Origin of the sequence: Streptomyces achromogenes (assembly GCF_030816715.1) — a bacterium.
GTDB classification, from domain to species: domain Bacteria; phylum Actinomycetota; class Actinomycetes; order Streptomycetales; family Streptomycetaceae; genus Streptomyces; species Streptomyces achromogenes_A.
Genome location: NZ_JAUSYH010000001.1, coordinates 2,825,978 through 2,840,568 on the forward strand (window position 1 = coordinate 2,825,978; position 14,591 = coordinate 2,840,568).

At 67.4% G+C, this 14,591-nt stretch carries 14 protein-coding genes; 7 read left to right on the top strand and 7 right to left on the bottom strand.

Annotation, left to right across the window (positions count from 1 at the left end; translation table 11 throughout):
• The first annotated feature begins 113 nt into the window (after positions 1–113).
• From QF032_RS12790 to QF032_RS40885, 3 genes are all read left to right on the top strand, one after another.
• On the top strand, positions 114–944 hold the full coding sequence (locus tag QF032_RS12790; protein ID WP_307056032.1) for a serine hydrolase domain-containing protein: 831 nt from the start codon (positions 114–116) through the stop codon (positions 942–944).
• 114 nt (positions 945–1,058) lie between these two features.
• Positions 1,059–2,537 carry a serine/threonine-protein kinase gene (locus tag QF032_RS12795; protein ID WP_444875846.1) on the top strand — a complete coding sequence of 493 codons (1,479 nt, stop codon included), beginning with the start codon at positions 1,059–1,061 and terminating at the stop codon, positions 2,535–2,537.
• On the top strand, positions 2,504–2,767 hold the full coding sequence (locus QF032_RS40885; RefSeq protein WP_444875847.1) for a hypothetical protein: 264 nt from the start codon (positions 2,504–2,506) through the stop codon (positions 2,765–2,767). Before QF032_RS12795 ends, QF032_RS40885 begins: the two co-directional genes overlap by 34 nt.
• Positions 2,768–2,868: 101 nt before the next feature.
• Here the strand turns inward: QF032_RS40885 and QF032_RS12800 are convergent, their stop codons facing one another.
• Entirely contained in the window at positions 2,869–3,330 is a 462-nt protein-coding gene (locus tag QF032_RS12800) for an ATP-binding protein (RefSeq protein WP_307056033.1), read from the bottom strand.
• A gap of 83 nt (positions 3,331–3,413) precedes the next feature.
• Between QF032_RS12800 and QF032_RS12805 the strand changes: the two genes are divergently transcribed.
• From QF032_RS12805 to QF032_RS12820, 4 genes are all read left to right on the top strand, one after another.
• Positions 3,414–4,238 (top strand): helix-turn-helix domain-containing protein, encoded by an 825-nt coding sequence (locus tag QF032_RS12805; RefSeq protein ID WP_307056034.1) that lies wholly within the window; start codon positions 3,414–3,416, stop codon positions 4,236–4,238.
• Complete coding sequence (locus QF032_RS12810; RefSeq protein ID WP_307056035.1) at positions 4,222–4,416, top strand: DUF397 domain-containing protein; 195 nt, start codon at positions 4,222–4,224, stop codon at positions 4,414–4,416. Before QF032_RS12805 ends, QF032_RS12810 begins: the two co-directional genes overlap by 17 nt.
• Before the next feature lie 91 nt (positions 4,417–4,507).
• On the top strand, positions 4,508–6,211 hold the full coding sequence (locus tag QF032_RS12815) for a DUF262 domain-containing protein (RefSeq protein ID WP_307056036.1): 1,704 nt from the start codon (positions 4,508–4,510) through the stop codon (positions 6,209–6,211).
• 22 nt (positions 6,212–6,233) lie between these two features.
• On the top strand, positions 6,234–6,896 hold the full coding sequence (locus QF032_RS12820; protein WP_307056037.1) for a JAB domain-containing protein: 663 nt from the start codon (positions 6,234–6,236) through the stop codon (positions 6,894–6,896).
• A gap of 13 nt (positions 6,897–6,909) precedes the next feature.
• Here the strand turns inward: QF032_RS12820 and QF032_RS12825 are convergent, their stop codons facing one another.
• The 6 genes from QF032_RS12825 to QF032_RS12850 all read right to left on the bottom strand — a co-directional run bounded on the left by QF032_RS12825 (position 6,910) and on the right by QF032_RS12850 (position 14,442).
• Positions 6,910–8,049 carry a restriction endonuclease subunit S gene (locus tag QF032_RS12825; protein WP_307056038.1) on the bottom strand — a complete coding sequence of 380 codons (1,140 nt, stop codon included), beginning with the start codon at positions 8,047–8,049 and terminating at the stop codon, positions 6,910–6,912.
• Positions 8,046–9,554: a class I SAM-dependent DNA methyltransferase gene (locus QF032_RS12830; RefSeq protein WP_307056039.1), complete on the bottom strand. Its 1,509-nt coding sequence runs from the start codon at positions 9,552–9,554 to the stop codon at positions 8,046–8,048. The genes QF032_RS12825 and QF032_RS12830 overlap by 4 nt, the downstream gene beginning before the upstream one ends.
• 46 nt (positions 9,555–9,600) lie before the next feature.
• Positions 9,601–10,482, bottom strand: coding sequence for a nucleotidyl transferase AbiEii/AbiGii toxin family protein (locus QF032_RS12835; RefSeq protein ID WP_307056040.1), 882 nt, complete (start codon positions 10,480–10,482; stop codon positions 9,601–9,603).
• Entirely contained in the window at positions 10,479–11,078 is a 600-nt protein-coding gene (locus QF032_RS12840; protein ID WP_307056041.1) for a type IV toxin-antitoxin system AbiEi family antitoxin domain-containing protein, read from the bottom strand. Before QF032_RS12840 ends, QF032_RS12835 begins: the two co-directional genes overlap by 4 nt.
• A 113-nt stretch (positions 11,079–11,191) precedes the next feature.
• Positions 11,192–13,690 (bottom strand): EcoAI/FtnUII family type I restriction enzme subunit R, encoded by a 2,499-nt coding sequence (gene hsdR / locus QF032_RS12845; RefSeq protein WP_307056042.1) that lies wholly within the window; start codon positions 13,688–13,690, stop codon positions 11,192–11,194.
• Between the two features lie 95 nt (positions 13,691–13,785).
• Positions 13,786–14,442, bottom strand: coding sequence for a pirin family protein (locus tag QF032_RS12850; RefSeq protein WP_307060234.1), 657 nt, complete (start codon positions 14,440–14,442; stop codon positions 13,786–13,788).
• Positions 14,443–14,591: the final 149 nt, after the last annotated feature.

A 14,591-nucleotide genomic window follows, 5' to 3' on the forward strand; every position in this document is an offset into this window, starting at 1 on the left:
GACGCGGCGAGATCACGCCGCTGTACGCGTCGCTCGGCTTGCGCCCCCAGCCGGACCCGCTGAGGGAGCTGCTGCTGTGGGGCGCGCGGAGCGGACGGCATAGGCTCGTCCGCATGTCGCTGAAGAGCCTCGCGTTGATCGACAACTGGCCGGTTCCCTCCGCCGCGGCGGGCGTCGTACGGGCCGACGGCACGGTCCTCGGGACCCACGGGCCGGCCGGCCGGCGCTTCCCGCTGGCCTCCGTCACCAAGCCGCTCGCCGCGTACGCCGCCCTCGTCGCTTACGAGGAGGGGGCGGTGGAGCTGGACGAGCCCGCGGGGCCGGCCGGTTCCACGGTGCGTCATCTGCTCGCGCACACCTCCGGGCTGGCCTTCGACGAGCACCGCACGACCGCGGCCCCGGGTGAGCGGCGGCTGTACTCCAACGCCGGTTTCGAGCAGCTCGGCGACCACATCGCGAAGGCGGCGGACATCCCGTTCGCGGAGTACCTGCGGCAGGCGGTGCTGGAGCCGCTGGGGATGACGCAGACCTCCCTGGAGGGCTCGCCGGCCAAGGACGGCGTGTCGACCGTCACGGACCTGCTGCGGTTCGCGGCCGAACTGCAGGCGCCGCGGCTGCTGGATCCGCGGACGGTGGCGGCGGCGATGACGGTGCAGTACCCGGGGACGAAGGGCGTCCTGCCGGGGTACGGGCACCAGAACCCCAACGACTGGGGACTCGGCTTCGAGATCCGCGACTCCAAGTCGCCGCACTGGACCGGGAGTTCGTCGTCGCCGCGCACGTTCGGGCACTTCGGCCAGTCCGGCACGTTCCTGTGGGTGGACCCCGAGGCGGCCGTCGCGGCCGTCGCGCTCACCGACCGCGCCTTCGGCCCGTGGGCCGTCGAGGCCTGGCCCCCGTTCACGGACGCGGTGCTGGCCGAGGTACGGAGCAGCGGCCGCTGAACCGCGCTCTCCGCGCGCAAGAATGATCAGCTCGGATAGCCTCGTGCCGCAGACAGGCTCGAATCACGGGGGATGGCTATGGGCTCAGTTCAACAAGGCGGCCAGTGCCGCCCGATGGAGAGCAACGACCCGACGACGGTGGCGGGCTACCGGCTCGCGGCACGGCTCGGCTCGGGCGGTATGGGCACCGTGTACCTGTCGTACACACCCGGTGGGCACCCGATCGCCCTGAAGACCATCCGACCGGAACTGAGCGAGGACCCTGAGTTCCGCCGCCGGTTCCAGCAGGAGGTCCAGGCCGCCAAGCGCGTACAGGGCCCCTACACCGCTCCCGTCATCGACTACTCCGTCGAGGGCTCGCAGCCGTGGCTGGCCACCGCATATGTGCCGGGCCCCTCGCTGGCCTCGGCCGTCGCCGAGCACGGACCGCTGCCCGTACCGACGGTTCTGCGGCTGCTCGCGGGAGTGGCCGAGGCTCTGTCGGTCATTCACTCCGCGGGCACCGTCCACCGCGACCTGAAGCCCGCCAACGTACTGCTCGCCTCCGACGGCCCCCGCGTCATCGACTTCGGCATCGCCCGTGCCGCCGACGCCACGGCGCTGACCGGCACCGGCGTCTCCATCGGCACCCCGGCCTTCATGTCGCCGGAGCAGGCTGCCGGGAAGGACATCGCCCCCGCCTCGGACGTGTTCGCGCTCGGCCAGGTGGCTGTGTACGCGGCACGAGGCACAGGAGCGTACGGGGACGGCCCGTCCCACGCGGTGCTGTACCGGATCGTCCACGAGGAGCCCGATCTCACCGGGCTCCCGAAGCAGCTCGGGTTCCTGGCGCGCTGCCTGTCCAAGAACCCCGCGCAGCGTCCCTCTCCGACCGAGTTCGTGGCACTGTGCCAAGAGGCGTCGCCCACTCCGCTACGACAGTCCGGGGCGTGGCTACCGGAAGCGATCAGCGAGCAGATCACCCGGCGGGTGTCCGCGTCGGCCGAGCTGGCGGCGACACCGGCAACGGCACCGGTCACCCAGGTCGCCCCGCCAGCCCCACACGCCCATCCGACGATGACCGCGCCATCCGTACCGCAGCCGCCCGTACCCCACCCGCTCGCGCCGCAGCCTCCCGCGCCACAGCGGGTGACCACGGCCTACGGTCATCCGACTCCAGGACTGTACGTCCCGCCCACGCCATACCCGCCCCATCCCAGCTCATACGGTCCGCCGCCGCCCGCCTGGCGGCCGGCTCGACCGGGCGGCTCCCGGCGTGCGCTCGGCGTCATCGCAGGAGTCTTGCTGCCGCTCGCGGGCTGCACGGGGCTGCTGTACGCCGTCGGCACCTCGCGCGACACCGGCTCGACGGCCGGTTCAGGGGCGACGAGCTCGGCCGCCGCGAAGCCGCTCCCCGACCCCAAGCCCGTGAACTTCAAAGGCATCAACATCCCCTGGACTACTACGTCCGGTTCGCGGACTCGCCCCCGAAGCCGCTGTACGACGATATCGGCGCCCAATACGTGGACGACGCCGACCTGTACTACGCCGAAGGCAGCGGCTTCGGCGACACCAAAGCTGTGGGCAGCCGAGGCGAGAAGGTCGTCCTGCTGAACAACGCCCAGCCGGGTTCGCTCAAGACCTGCCGTGAGGAGACCCGGTACGCGAAGCAGGTGTCGCTCTCTCAGCTGTCCAAGGGCTCCCAGTTCTGCGTGCACACAGGCTCCGGCCACATCGCGCTGGTCACCTTCCGGGGCACCGCCCCGAAGTCCGACCCCAGTGACTACGTCTCGGTGGACATCACGGTGTGGCGCAACGCGGAGGAGCCCGCATCAGCGGACTGACGCCCGCTCAGGTCGCGAGTTCCCAGATCAGCCCCTCGGCCGGGCCCAGTGTGGGACGGCGCTCCGGGATGCTCGCCGAAGCCGGCGACGAGGGCGAGGGGCTACTCGCCGCAGGCGCTCAGTGCGCGGTCTCGCTCCACGTCCGGCGTCTTGGTCAGGCACTCGAACCACACCGTCTTGCCGGCGCCGCTGGGGCGCGGGGCCACACCCCACCGATCGGCAACCGTCTCGACCAGAAGCAGGCCGCGCCCACCATCGGCCAGGAGGTCCCCGACCCTTCTGGCAGGTCGTCGCGCGAAACTGTCAGCGACCTCCACCCGTACCCCTTCGGGCCGGAACAGGAAGCAGATGCTGCAGCGGCGGTCGGGTACGTGCCGTACGACGTTGCCGACGACTTCCGTCAGCGCAAGTTCGGCCGCGTCGGCCAGCTCGCTCAGGCCCGAGCCACTGAGGTACAGCCGCAGGATGCGGCGCAGATGCCGTGCCGAGTGCTCGCCGACCGCGAACTCGGCGCGGTACCCGGTCTCGAAGTCCGTCGCCCGCGGACCAGTTGCTTGATTCACGTCACCAGGATGCGACGGAACGATTACCCTCAGCTACGCAATGAAGCGAACACCGCGAGATGTTGCAGGCCGGAGGTACCGCAGTGGCCAACATCCAATCGCTCGACCCCAGCGCTTCCCCACTCGACTACTACGGGTGGGAGCTGCGTCGGCAACGCGAGGCGCACGGCCTCAAACAGGGCCAGCTCGGAGAGATCATCTTCTGCACTGGCTCGTTGGTCGGTCAGATCGAGACCACGAAGAAGATTCCCACCCGCGATTTCTCCGAGCGGGTGGACGCGGCGCTCGGCACGGACGGGGTGTTCTCCCGACTGATCGGCCTCGTGCTCCGCAGTCAACTGCCCAACTGGTTCCAGCCGTACGCGGAGATGGAGGCGAAGGCCACGTACATCTCCACGTACCAGGCACAGGTGGTGTACGGACTGCTGCAGACGGAGGAGTACGCGCGGGCGGTGCTGGCCACGGGCATGCCCGACGATCTCGACGGGCTGGTCGCGGCCCGGATGGAGCGCCAGCGCATCCTGGAGAGGGAGCAGCCCCCGCTGGCCTGGGCGATCCTCGACGAAGCCGTGCTGCACCGGCCCATCGGTGGCCGGGAGGTCATGCGGGGGCAACTGGCGCGGTTGTTGGAGTTCACGGGGCACCGGTGGATGCATGTGCAGGTACTGCCGAGATCAGCAGGTGAACACGCCAGCCTGGATGGATCGTTCACTGCCATGCGCTTCGACGACGACCCCGACATCATCTACACGGAGGACCTCATCTCCGGCCACATGACGGCCAATCCCGAGACTGTCAGGGATGCCGCACGCCGTTACGCTCGCTTGCAGGCCGCCGCCCTTTCCGTGGAGGATTCGGCGGCACTGATCGCCCGCGTGATGGAGGAACACTATGGAGACCTACCTTGAACTGAGGAACGCACGGTGGCGTAAGTCCAGCTACAGCGGTAGTACCGGCGGTGAGTGCGTCGAGGTGGCCGACGGCTTCCCCGGCGTCATACCTGTCCGCGACAGCAAGAATCCCACCGGACCCGCGCTGCTCATCCGCCCGAACGCCTGGCGGGCCTTCGTGGACGGGCTCCGCTAGGAGGCGAACTCGTTCGATTGTCAGTGGTGCCCCCTACGATCGTTTCTCGCAGCTGTTCCAGCTGTCGGGTCCGGCGATCAGGGGGTACGCAATGGGGACGTCATCGGCGAAGATGCGCGCGCCCGAGCCGACGATCGCGCCGATCACCTCACTCGCTTCGCGCGTCCTGAGCGGCGACATCGTTTTACCCAAGTTCCAGCGGGCGTTCGTCTGGACCCCGCAGCAGATCCTGTATCTGCTCGACTCGGTGCGCCGCAACTACCCCATCGGCAGCCTGCTCATGTGGCGAACAACGGCCAAGCTGGCCAGCGGACATGAGATCGCGGGCCTGGACACCGTGCCGCAGCACGAGGGCGCCCCGGTGCACTACGTCCTCGACGGGCAGCAGCGGCTGGCAAGCCTGGTCGGCGCGCTGCACGGCTCCGGGGCGATCTGGGAGATCGCGTACGACCTGGATCGCGAGGAGTTCCTGCACCTCACGGAGGAGACCCCGACAGGGCCGCACATCATCCCCGTCCGGGATCTCACCTCGGTCGGCGCGATCCTGTCGTGGATCCAGCGGGACAAGCCGAGCGACGAGCTTCAGCGGCGCGCGCAAGCGCTGAGCGAACAGTTCGCGCACTATCAGGTGCCGTTGGTGACACTGCTCGACGTCTCCGAAGAGGATTCGGCCCGGATCTTCGAGCGGATCAACAGTACGGGCACGTCCATGGACATCGTCGACCTGATCCGGGCCGGCACCTGGTCGAAGGACTTCGACCTCAAGGACGAGATCGAGCAGCTTCTCCAAGTCCTCGACACCAAGAAGTACGGCCGGGTCGACGCCAAAACCATGTTGCGGACGATCTCGGCGGCAGCGGGCTTCGGCTTCTCCACCAAGTCCATCCACGAGCTGCGCGGGCTGGACCGTCAGCAGCTCCAGGCAGCCGTCGGCGACGCCGGCAAGGCTGCTGCCCGAGCCGTGGACTTCCTCTCCACACAGATCCACACCCCGCAGGCCGAAGCGCTGCCCTACTACAACCAGTTCGCCGTCCTGGTCGAGCTGTTCAGGCAACTACCCAAGCCGACGGCGGCCCAGTACGAGGCCGTGACGCGCTGGTTCTGGCTGACGGCGAGCGGCGAGTACTTCAAGGGCTGGCGTGAGTCCCAGATGGGGCCGGACCTGACGGCCGTGACGGAGTTCGCGGCGGGCCGCTCGTCGGAGGTCGAGACAGCGGCCGCGCTGCCTCGAAGCGTCTTGTGGCAGCGCGCGCAGTTCTCCCGGCAGAACGCTCCCAGCAAGCTTCTGGTGCTGCTGATGTCCTACGAGAAGCCCGTCGACCTGAACACGGGTCTCGTCATCGACGTGGCCGACGCGCTGTCCTGGCAGAACGGGAAGCAGTTTCACCACTTCTTCCCGCGTGCGTACCTGAGGAAGGAGGGGGTGAAGGCAGGGAAGGACAACGTCTGCGGCAACCTGATCATGCTCAGCGCGATCACGAACAACTGGATCTCCGACCGACGCCCCTCCGCCTACCTGAGGGACCTGGCCGGCTGGCACGGCGAGGACAAGCTGCGGGAGCGGCTGCGTACCTGCCTGATCGAAGAGGACGCCTACCAGGCCGCGTTGCGCGACGACTACGACGCGTTCCTCCGGGCCCGCTCGGAGACGCTGCACCGGCGGCTCATGGAACTCATCGGCTCGGCGGCGGGAAGCAGCGGAGACGCAGAGGCGTTCGCCCCTTCACCCGACCCGGAACCCGACCCCCCGGTAGCCGCTGGCTCAGAACCTCTCGACCGAGACTCGGTGGACTGAGGAGGGCGAGGCGGTGGTACGGATGCGGGACGTTCCGGCCCGGGACCGACCACGCGAACGGCTGTTGGCGCGGGGCGCGGAGGCGTTGTCCGACCGTGAACTTCTGGCGCTGCTGCTGGGCGCGGGACTCCCCGGCCAGGATGCGGTGGAGTTGGCCGGACAGCTGATCCACCGGCACGGCGGCTTGTACGAACTGTCCCGGCTCCCGGCACATGAGCTGGCGGCGGGCCTGGCCGGGATCGGCCCTGCGAAGGCGGCACGGGTCGCGGCGGCGTTCCAGCTGGGCCGCCGAGTGGCGCCGCCCTCATCCTCGGCCCGTCAACGGATCCGTGGATCAGCCGACTTGGCGACGATCGCGGCTCCCCACCTTCACGGCCTGCGGCACGAACGCGTCGTCGTGGTCGTCTGCGACGGGTCGGGCTCGGTCATCCGCACGACCGTCCTCACGGAAGGCGTGACGGATCGCAGCCTGCTCCCGGTCCGCGATGTCCTGGCCCTGGTCCTCGCGGCGGGCGGCACATCCTTCGGCGTCGCTCACAACCACCCCACGGGTTGCACCGACCCCAGCGAGGCCGACCGCCGCGCAACGACCCGCCTGACGGCGGGCGCGGCGACGGTCGGTCTGCGGTTCCTGGACCATGTGGTCGTTACCGATGGGGGGTGGCGGAGGGTGCCAGTGGACTGACGGAGCGGCGGGGCTACAGCCGCCCGGAGAAGGCGGCGTCGAGCAGGGTACGGCGGAGGGTAGCCAGCTGCTCCACCTGCCCGGTGCTGGCTTCGGCCACCTTGCGAGCGAGGGAGAGCCGCCTGGCGATGCGCCGCTGCTCCGAGAGAGCAGGAAGGGGGACTTCGGTAGCAAGCAGACGATCAACGTTCACCCGCTGCCGCCGAGAACCCATACCCGTACCTTGGTCCTTGAGACCTTCGTGAAGCCCGCGCCAACGTGCCAGGTGAGTCATGTATTCCACGTCGGCGACTGCCACGTTGATATCGAATGTCGGAAATTCGTGTGAGACGTGGACCCCGTCAAATTCCTCGGGAACCACAGCAAGAGAACCCTCCCATCCAAACAGCTTGCTGTATACGAACTGGTCCTTGTGCAGCCTGTTGTAACGCGGATACTTCGTTTCACTACCGTCTATTACCGGCCTCTTAAACAGTCCACGCCCTCGGTTGAGGATGCCAGCGGTCTGATAGCTAGAGTCGGGGTCAACAGCAACGAAGTCGCTGCTCTCCGACAGCACCTTAGACAGGGGTACCTGTGCCTCAACAGAATAGAACAGGGAATCCGCATGTTGAAGGTTCAGGATGCGCGAATGATCCTTCTTCTGGGCGATCTTCCCCATACCTGCCGCGGCCACGTCGAGCTTGCCGGCAACGCGGCGCTGTTCAGTCACGCCGGGTAGTGAAATTCGCTTTGCGCCAAAGGTTTTGATACCAAGCGTTCGGTTGCGGCCAGCCGACCCTGGAGAAGCTTGGCGGATCACGTCCAGCCCGGGCCCTCCATAGAAGTACGGAAGTAGGTACCGCGGATCGGCAACCTCTTCGTTCACCCGGTACGTCATGAACCGATGTGAACCGATCAGGCCTTCCTCAGCATCGGAAGCATGCGCAACTGCCCCCTCCCAAGCAAAGACGTTGCTGAAAATAAGGTCGCCCGGCTTAACCCTGAACACCTTCTTAGCGGCGATTTCGTATCCAGAAACGGGCTCCTTGTGAAAGATACCGTTACCGAAGGACCGGATTCCGATCTCTCGGTACTCCGCGTCTGCCTCTGGAAGAACTGGCCGCCTAACCAGGGTGATCACGTCCTCCACGGCATAGTCAGTGAGATTCATGCCTGCTCTCCCAGCCCCGCCCGCAGCACCTTCAGAACCTCCAGGATCTCCGTCTCCGTCTTCAGTAGCTCGTCCACCAACTCCTCCGGCGTCTGGTGCGCCAGTTCGTCCCCCACATGCGGGTTGGCGATATCGAGGTTGAAGCCGGAGGCAGCAATTTCCGACGCCGGGACGACCCACGCGTGTTCGCCAACCTGCCGCCCCTCGCGCTGCTTGCCACCCCACCAGTCTGCACAGGACTGGAACTCCTCGAACCGCATCGGTTTCGTCTTGGTGTAACCGCGGCGGCCCTCTGGCAGCGGGATCTCGTAGAACCAGACCTCCTGCGTGGGACCGGTCTTCTCGAAGAAGAGGATGTTCGACGGGATCTGAGTGTAGGGCGCGAAAACTCCCGACGGGAGGCGGACGATGGTGTGAAGGTGGCAGTCCTTCATCAACTTCTTCTTGATCTTGGCGCCGATGGAGTTCTCCCTGTCGGCAGAGAGATTTCCGTTGGGCAGGACGATCGCGCACCGGCCGCCCAGCTTTAGTTGGTCCAGGATCGAGTACAGGAAGAGCCACGAGGTCTCCTGGATACGGAAACCCTCCGGGAAGGCTTTAACAACCGTCGCTTCCTCTGCAGCCCCGAAGGGGGGATTGGTGAGGACCACGTCCGCCTTGTCCGATGCATTGGAATTCCGCATGGCCAGCAGCGCGTTGTCGCGCCGGACATGCGGTGCGTCGATCCCGTGCAGCAGCAGGTTCATCGCACCCAGCAGATACGGCAGCGGCTTCTTCTCGATGCCCCGGATGTTCTTGTGCAGCCGCCTGCGCTGGGTATCGGTGTTGACCTGCCCCTTCAGCTCCTCGTACGCCTGGACCAGGAAACCACCCGTCCCGCTCGCCGGGTCAAGGATCGAATCTTTGAGGTCGAGAAAGGACTGCTGAACCATGAAGCGGTTGACCGGACGTGGCGTGTAGAACTCACCCGAGTCGCCGGCCGCGTCCCGCATCTCTTTGAGGATCGACTCGTAGACGAATGCCATGGTGTGGATGTCGTCGGTCGAGACGAAGTGGATCTGGTTGACGATGTTGACCAAATCCCGCAGCAGCGTGCCGGACTGCATGCGGTTGACGACGTTCTTGAAGATGGTCGAGATGACGTTGCGCGGGTCGTCCGCATTGTCGCCGACCAGTCCCGCCAGGTGCGGGATGAGCTTCTCGTTGACGAACGTCTTCAGCTCCTCACCGCTGAAGTCAGGGTTGGTGGCCCAGCCTCCCCAGTGATACGGCTCCTCGATTGCCCGCCGGTACCCGTCCGGGTCAAGAGCCTCGCCCTCCTCCTCGACGCGCTCGTCGAACGCCTTGAGGAAGAGCAGCCAGGAGAGCTGGGGCAAACGGTCCAGGTCACCGTTCATCCCCGCGTCCTTGCGCATCGTGTCGCGCGCGGACTTGATCAGGGACGCGAGGCGCGCCTGGGAGGTACCGGGGGACTTCTCCGCCGTTTTCTTCGTGGTCGCTGCCATGTCAGCTAAGCCGGTCTCTCTGTTCGGTGGGTACTGAGTCAATGAGTCAACGTGATTCATCAGCGAGCGCCGCCGCCCACAGGCCGCGCACCAGCGCGAGTGCCGCGTCCAGCGTCGGCGGAATGTCCGTGGTCAGCTCCCGCGCCAGCTCCGGGTAGCTGTCGCGCCACCGGGGCGGCGGATCGGGGAGCTCGACCGGGACGTCATGCGTCCCCCTGACGGTGAAGACATGTCGTACGGACGATGCCAGCGCCGCGTCCCCCGGCAGGCCGTCCTCGGTTAGCAGGACAAGGTCCACCAGGTCCTTGACCCGCGTGTTAGGACGGTCGCCGTAGTCGCGGGTGAAGGCGTGCAGCTTCTCCGCGAAGTGCTGGCGGCGGTCGACGGCTTCCATCGTCCGTTGCGGAGTTCCGGCGAACGCCAGGGAGTTGGGAAGTGGAAGGCGCTCCGTCCGCGCGATCTCCTCGCCCCGGTCCACCACGTCCACGCGGACGCCCGCGAAAAGCTTCCCCGCGAGGTGGGCCTCGACGGAGAACCGCCAGCCGCCCCGCCCTGCCGTGTCCGCGGTCAACGAGACGGGCGCACCGACACGGAAGCGGAACCAGTCCCGGTCGAGGTCGACGGACAGGGCCTCGATCAGCAGCTCCCGGACCTCGTCGCCGTCAGCGTCCGAGCCGTCCTCGGGTCGCAAGGCCAGATCCAGGTCCTTGGTGGTGCGGGCGCGGCCGGTCAGCCGGAACTCCATCGCCGCACCGCCCTTGAGGACCCAGCCGCCGGCCGGGTCCTCCGCGAGACGTACCGCCATGCGATCGAAGACGACAAGGCGACGGCGGCGGGCCAGGTCGGTGCCGGACTCGTCCGCGTCGTGTTTCAGTCGCGCCTCCAGCGCCCGGCGCAGGTCCGTGGCGTCGCGGTATCGGCCGGTCACGTCAGCGCCACCAATGCCCGCTCCACGCCCAGTTCGGCACGCGCTCCCAGCAGTTGAGCCGCGTTCAGCAGCTTTCGACGGGTCACGATGCCCTGCTCCAGTGCGTCGGCCACGGCCCCGTCAATCACGTCCTGATCGTCACCGTCCGCCGCGCACTCCGCGATCGCGCGCAGCGGGGCCGTCACCCGGTACCCCGTCCGATCCTCGACGTCCGACTCCGCCAGCTCCGCACGGTGCAGGATCACCGCATCTGACTTCTGGCGGAAGCCGTGCGGCACAGTGAGGTGGATACGGGAGGGGTTGGCCGTACCGAGGTCATGGACGGCGAGGGCGGTGGCGTGCGAGACGACCGCCCTCCCCTTGCTCCACAGCGACCAGCGCACCAACTGCTCATCTCCCTCACCCGGCAGGTCGTTGAACTCCCGGAACCGGTAGAGGGCTCGGTCGATCACCAGCCAGTTGCCGTGCTGAGCGTGATAGCGCTGAGCCTGGTAGGAATAGCCGGCTTCGAGCGCCTGCGCGGCGGTGAAATAGCCACGCTGCCCGGCGGCGGTCCGCCAAAGAGCTGCGCGACTGTCCGTACGGTCTCTGAGCACCTCACCACTCTAGCAGAGCGCAAAACTCAAAGTCGACTTTAGTTATAGGTGCAAGTTTACGCAAAACTAAAGTCTTCTTTTAGCTTTTAGCGCTTCGCTTCCGATGCCTCTTCCTACACGACCGACAGAAGCCGGGCGGCCAGCTGGTCTATGGCCTCGCGCGCCTCGCGGGGACCACCGAACCGTCGGGTCAGGTCCACCACACGGCCCATCGAGTCGAAGGGCGGAACCTTCAGCGTGTCCACCTTCAGCTGCGGAGACCCCGCCTCGGCGAACTTCACCAGCATCGCCTCCAGCACCTCACGGGCCTGCTCCCCGAAGGAGTCCAGGAAATCCCCGTGCTCCCGGCGGAACCAGGTCAGCCGCTCGTCCCGGCTCACCACGGCGAGTCCCTCCCAGGCCGCGCTGACCAGCAAGTCCACCGGGTCCACGTCGGGCTTGCCCAGTTCCTCCGGCAGTTCCTCCACGTCGATGTCGGCCTCCCGCAGCGCTTCCATGAGGACGGCACGGCTCTTGGCCCGTGCCCACTGGGTACGCAACTGGGCCGGGTCCAGATCCAGTTCGAGCACCTGGTTGTGCACCCACTGCTCGACGCTCACCAGCCGCATCGTCACACCGTCGTCAGCGAGCTGATAGCGCCGCTCGCCCAGCTTGTAGACATCGACACCACGCACCCGGTAGCGCTTGCCGCGCGCCTGGATGCGATCGACCTCGTCCTGGTCGGTGACCGTGTCGCCGTCGTCCCCGCCCAGGTCGAACGATCCACCCTCCTGCTGCTCGTACTCCGCCTGCGGCTCGGCGACCGACTCCCCGTCGTCGCCCGCTTCCTCGGCCGGCGGGGTGATGTCCTCGACGTCCACCAGCGCACCCTGCTCGTCAGCCGTCTCCTGAAGCAGCTTCAGGGGCGGACCGTCGAACGCCTTGTCCTCGAAGAGCCGGGTCGCCTCCACGAAGTCGATGATGTCGAACGACTCCTTGCCGATCTCCGGACACAGCCGGGTGCCGCGCCCGATGACCTGCTTGAACTCGGGCATGGAGGCCATCCGCCGGAACAGCACCACGTTCCGCACCGCAGGCAGATCCACACCGGTGGACAGCAACTTGGACGTCACGGCGATGACCGGCTGGCTGGAGTCCGCCTTCCGGAACTCCTCCAGGGACTCTCCGGCATCGGACACGTCGGCACTGGTGATCCGCTTGACGAAGTCCGGCAGGACGGCGACCTCCTCAGAGGCGATGTTGTGCAACGCGGTGCGCATCCGGCCGGCGTGCTCGTTGTTCTCGCAGAAGACGAGCGTCTTGCCCAACCGGCGGTCCTCGGCGTTCTTCCGGAGGTAGTCGATGAGATAGTGCGCCGCCGTCTCGGTCCGCTCCAGGATCACCATGACCCGCTCGAACTCCTTGGGCCCGTAGAGATCGTCAGGGATCTCCCGGCCGTAGACGTCCTTCTTGCCCGGCTCGGGACGGTAGCCCTCCACGTCCACGTTCAGCCGGACCCTGCGCACCCGGTAGGGCGAGAGGAAACCGTCCTCGATGCCGTCTCGGAGCGAATACGTATAGACGGGGTTTCCGAAGTACTCGAAGGTGTCGGTCTTCTTGCCGCTATCCCTGATCGGCGTAGCGGTCAGCCCGATCTGCACGGCGGGTTTGAAGTGCTCCAGTACCTTGCGCCACCGAGAGTCGCTGCTCGCACTGCCCCTGTGACACTCGTCGACGATGACCAGGTCGAAGTAGTCCGGCTCGTACTCCCGGAACAACTCGGCCTGGGCCTCCCCCTGTTCCAGTGACTGATAGAGCGCGAAGTAGATCTTCCGACCGCGCTTGGCCTCGCCGCCACCGATCTTGTGGACGTCGTCCTCGCCGAAGACCGGCAGGAAGTAGCGGTCCTTGGGGTCGTCGACCAGCATGTTGCGGTCGGCAAGGTACAGCACCCGGGGCTTGCGTCCGCCGAAGGCCCCCGGAGCCTTGGAGAGCCGGGCCACCAACTGGAGTGCGAGCATGGTCTTGCCCGTCCCGGTGGCCAGTACCAGCAGGATGCGGCGCTCGTCACGGGCAAGCGCCGCAAGCGCTCGGGTGATGGCGACCCGTTGGTAGTAACGCGGGCGCTTCACAGAATTGTCGGTGTTCCGGAGGGTGTAGTCGTACGGCGCCGACATCAGTTCCTCGCCCGCCTCGGTGCCACGGACACCCTGATCGCGCAGGAAGCGCGCCCACAGGTCACCGGGCGACGGGAAGCGGTCGACAGAACGAATCGCCGGCCTGTCTCCGCTGAAGTCGATCTCGACGATGTTGCGGCCGTTGGTGGCGTACGCGAAGGACAGGCCCAGCTTGCGCGCGTAACGGCGTGCCTGTTCCACCCCGTTCTCCTCGCTGAGCCGGTAGCGCTTGGCCTCCACCACAGCGATCGGTACATCGGGGATGTACTCGAGCACATAGTCGGCGGCGAGCGCCGCCCCTCGCTTGTGGCGCCTGCGCGTCGGTACCAACCGGCCGTCGTTGATCCGGTACTGCGGACGGATCTGCTTCTCGCTCCACCCCGCTGCCCGCAGAGCAGGAAGGACGAACCGCTTGCACGTCTCGTCCTCGTTCAACTGGTACGCATCGATCCCCATGAAGACAGGTGTACTTCATGCCTCTGACAACGGTGCCCGAACAACGGAATCAGCTGCTGCATCAGGGCAGGCCTGCGACGCTGCCGACGAGCCGTTCACCCTGCCGCCATCTCCCAGACCAGCACTTCGGCGTTGCTGACCCCCAGCGCCTCGAGGTCCTTCGCGTCCGTGACGCGGGCCGCGTCGCCGGGGCCAAGCTTCTCACCGTCCAGCCGGACCTCTCCGCGCACGACGTGCACGTACACGTGCTCCCCGTCCGGGACCGCCGTCCGCTCCCCCGCGCCGAGGCGCCGCACGTGCAGCATCGCGCCGGCCTCGGGGACGGCGTACGGGGTGGAGTCGGCGATGCCGCGGACGATCTCGTAGGCCGGGTCGCCGCCGGCATCCAGCGGGGCCAGCCACATCTGCACGAAGACCAGCGGGACGTCGGCGTCGTTGCGCTCCACGTGCCGTACGCCGGCCGCGGAGCTGAGCCGCTGCACGTCGCCGGGGCGGACCCGCGTCTCGTGGCCGGCCGAGTCGCGGTGGGTCAGTTCCCCCTCGATCACCCAGGTCACGATCTCGGTGTGGCTGTGCGGATGCTCGTCGAAGCCGGCGCCGGGCGCGAGGCGTTCCTCGTTGCAGGCGATCAGCGCGCCGAAGCGCAGGTTGTCGGGGTCGTAGTGGGGGCCGAAGGAGAAGGCGTGCCGGGTGTCGATCCCGGCCGCCCGGTCCCCGCCCCGAAAGCGCGCGTCGGCGCGCCGTACGTGCATCACGCGACCACGGTAGACCCGCCGCCGGGCGGCCGGGGCCGGGCCGCGAGGGGCGCGCGGAGGGAAACGCCGGGAGAGGGCCGGGAGAGGACCTTCCGGCCGCGACGGGACGTCCCCACCTGCGACCCGGCGGCACACGCCGCCGCCCC

Excerpts from the sequence above, each read along its gene's own strand:
- QF032_RS12815 (WP_307056036.1), top strand. The coding sequence starts at position 4,508 with ATGGGGACGTCATCGGCGAAGATGCGCGCGCCCGAGCCGACGATCGCG.
- QF032_RS12795 (WP_444875846.1), top strand. The coding sequence starts at position 1,059 with ATGGAGAGCAACGACCCGACGACGGTGGCGGGCTACCGGCTCGCGGCA.
- QF032_RS12850 (WP_307060234.1), bottom strand. The coding sequence starts at position 14,442 with ATGCACGTACGGCGCGCCGACGCGCGCTTTCGGGGCGGGGACCGGGCG.
- QF032_RS12830 (WP_307056039.1), bottom strand. The coding sequence starts at position 9,554 with ATGGCAGCGACCACGAAGAAAACGGCGGAGAAGTCCCCCGGTACCTCC.
- hsdR (WP_307056042.1), bottom strand. The coding sequence starts at position 13,690 with ATGGGGATCGATGCGTACCAGTTGAACGAGGACGAGACGTGCAAGCGG.
- QF032_RS12790 (WP_307056032.1), top strand. The coding sequence starts at position 114 with ATGTCGCTGAAGAGCCTCGCGTTGATCGACAACTGGCCGGTTCCCTCC.
- QF032_RS12820 (WP_307056037.1), top strand. The coding sequence starts at position 6,234 with ATGCGGGACGTTCCGGCCCGGGACCGACCACGCGAACGGCTGTTGGCG.
- QF032_RS12810 (WP_307056035.1), top strand. The coding sequence starts at position 4,222 with ATGGAGACCTACCTTGAACTGAGGAACGCACGGTGGCGTAAGTCCAGC.
- QF032_RS12825 (WP_307056038.1), bottom strand. The coding sequence starts at position 8,049 with ATGAATCTCACTGACTATGCCGTGGAGGACGTGATCACCCTGGTTAGG.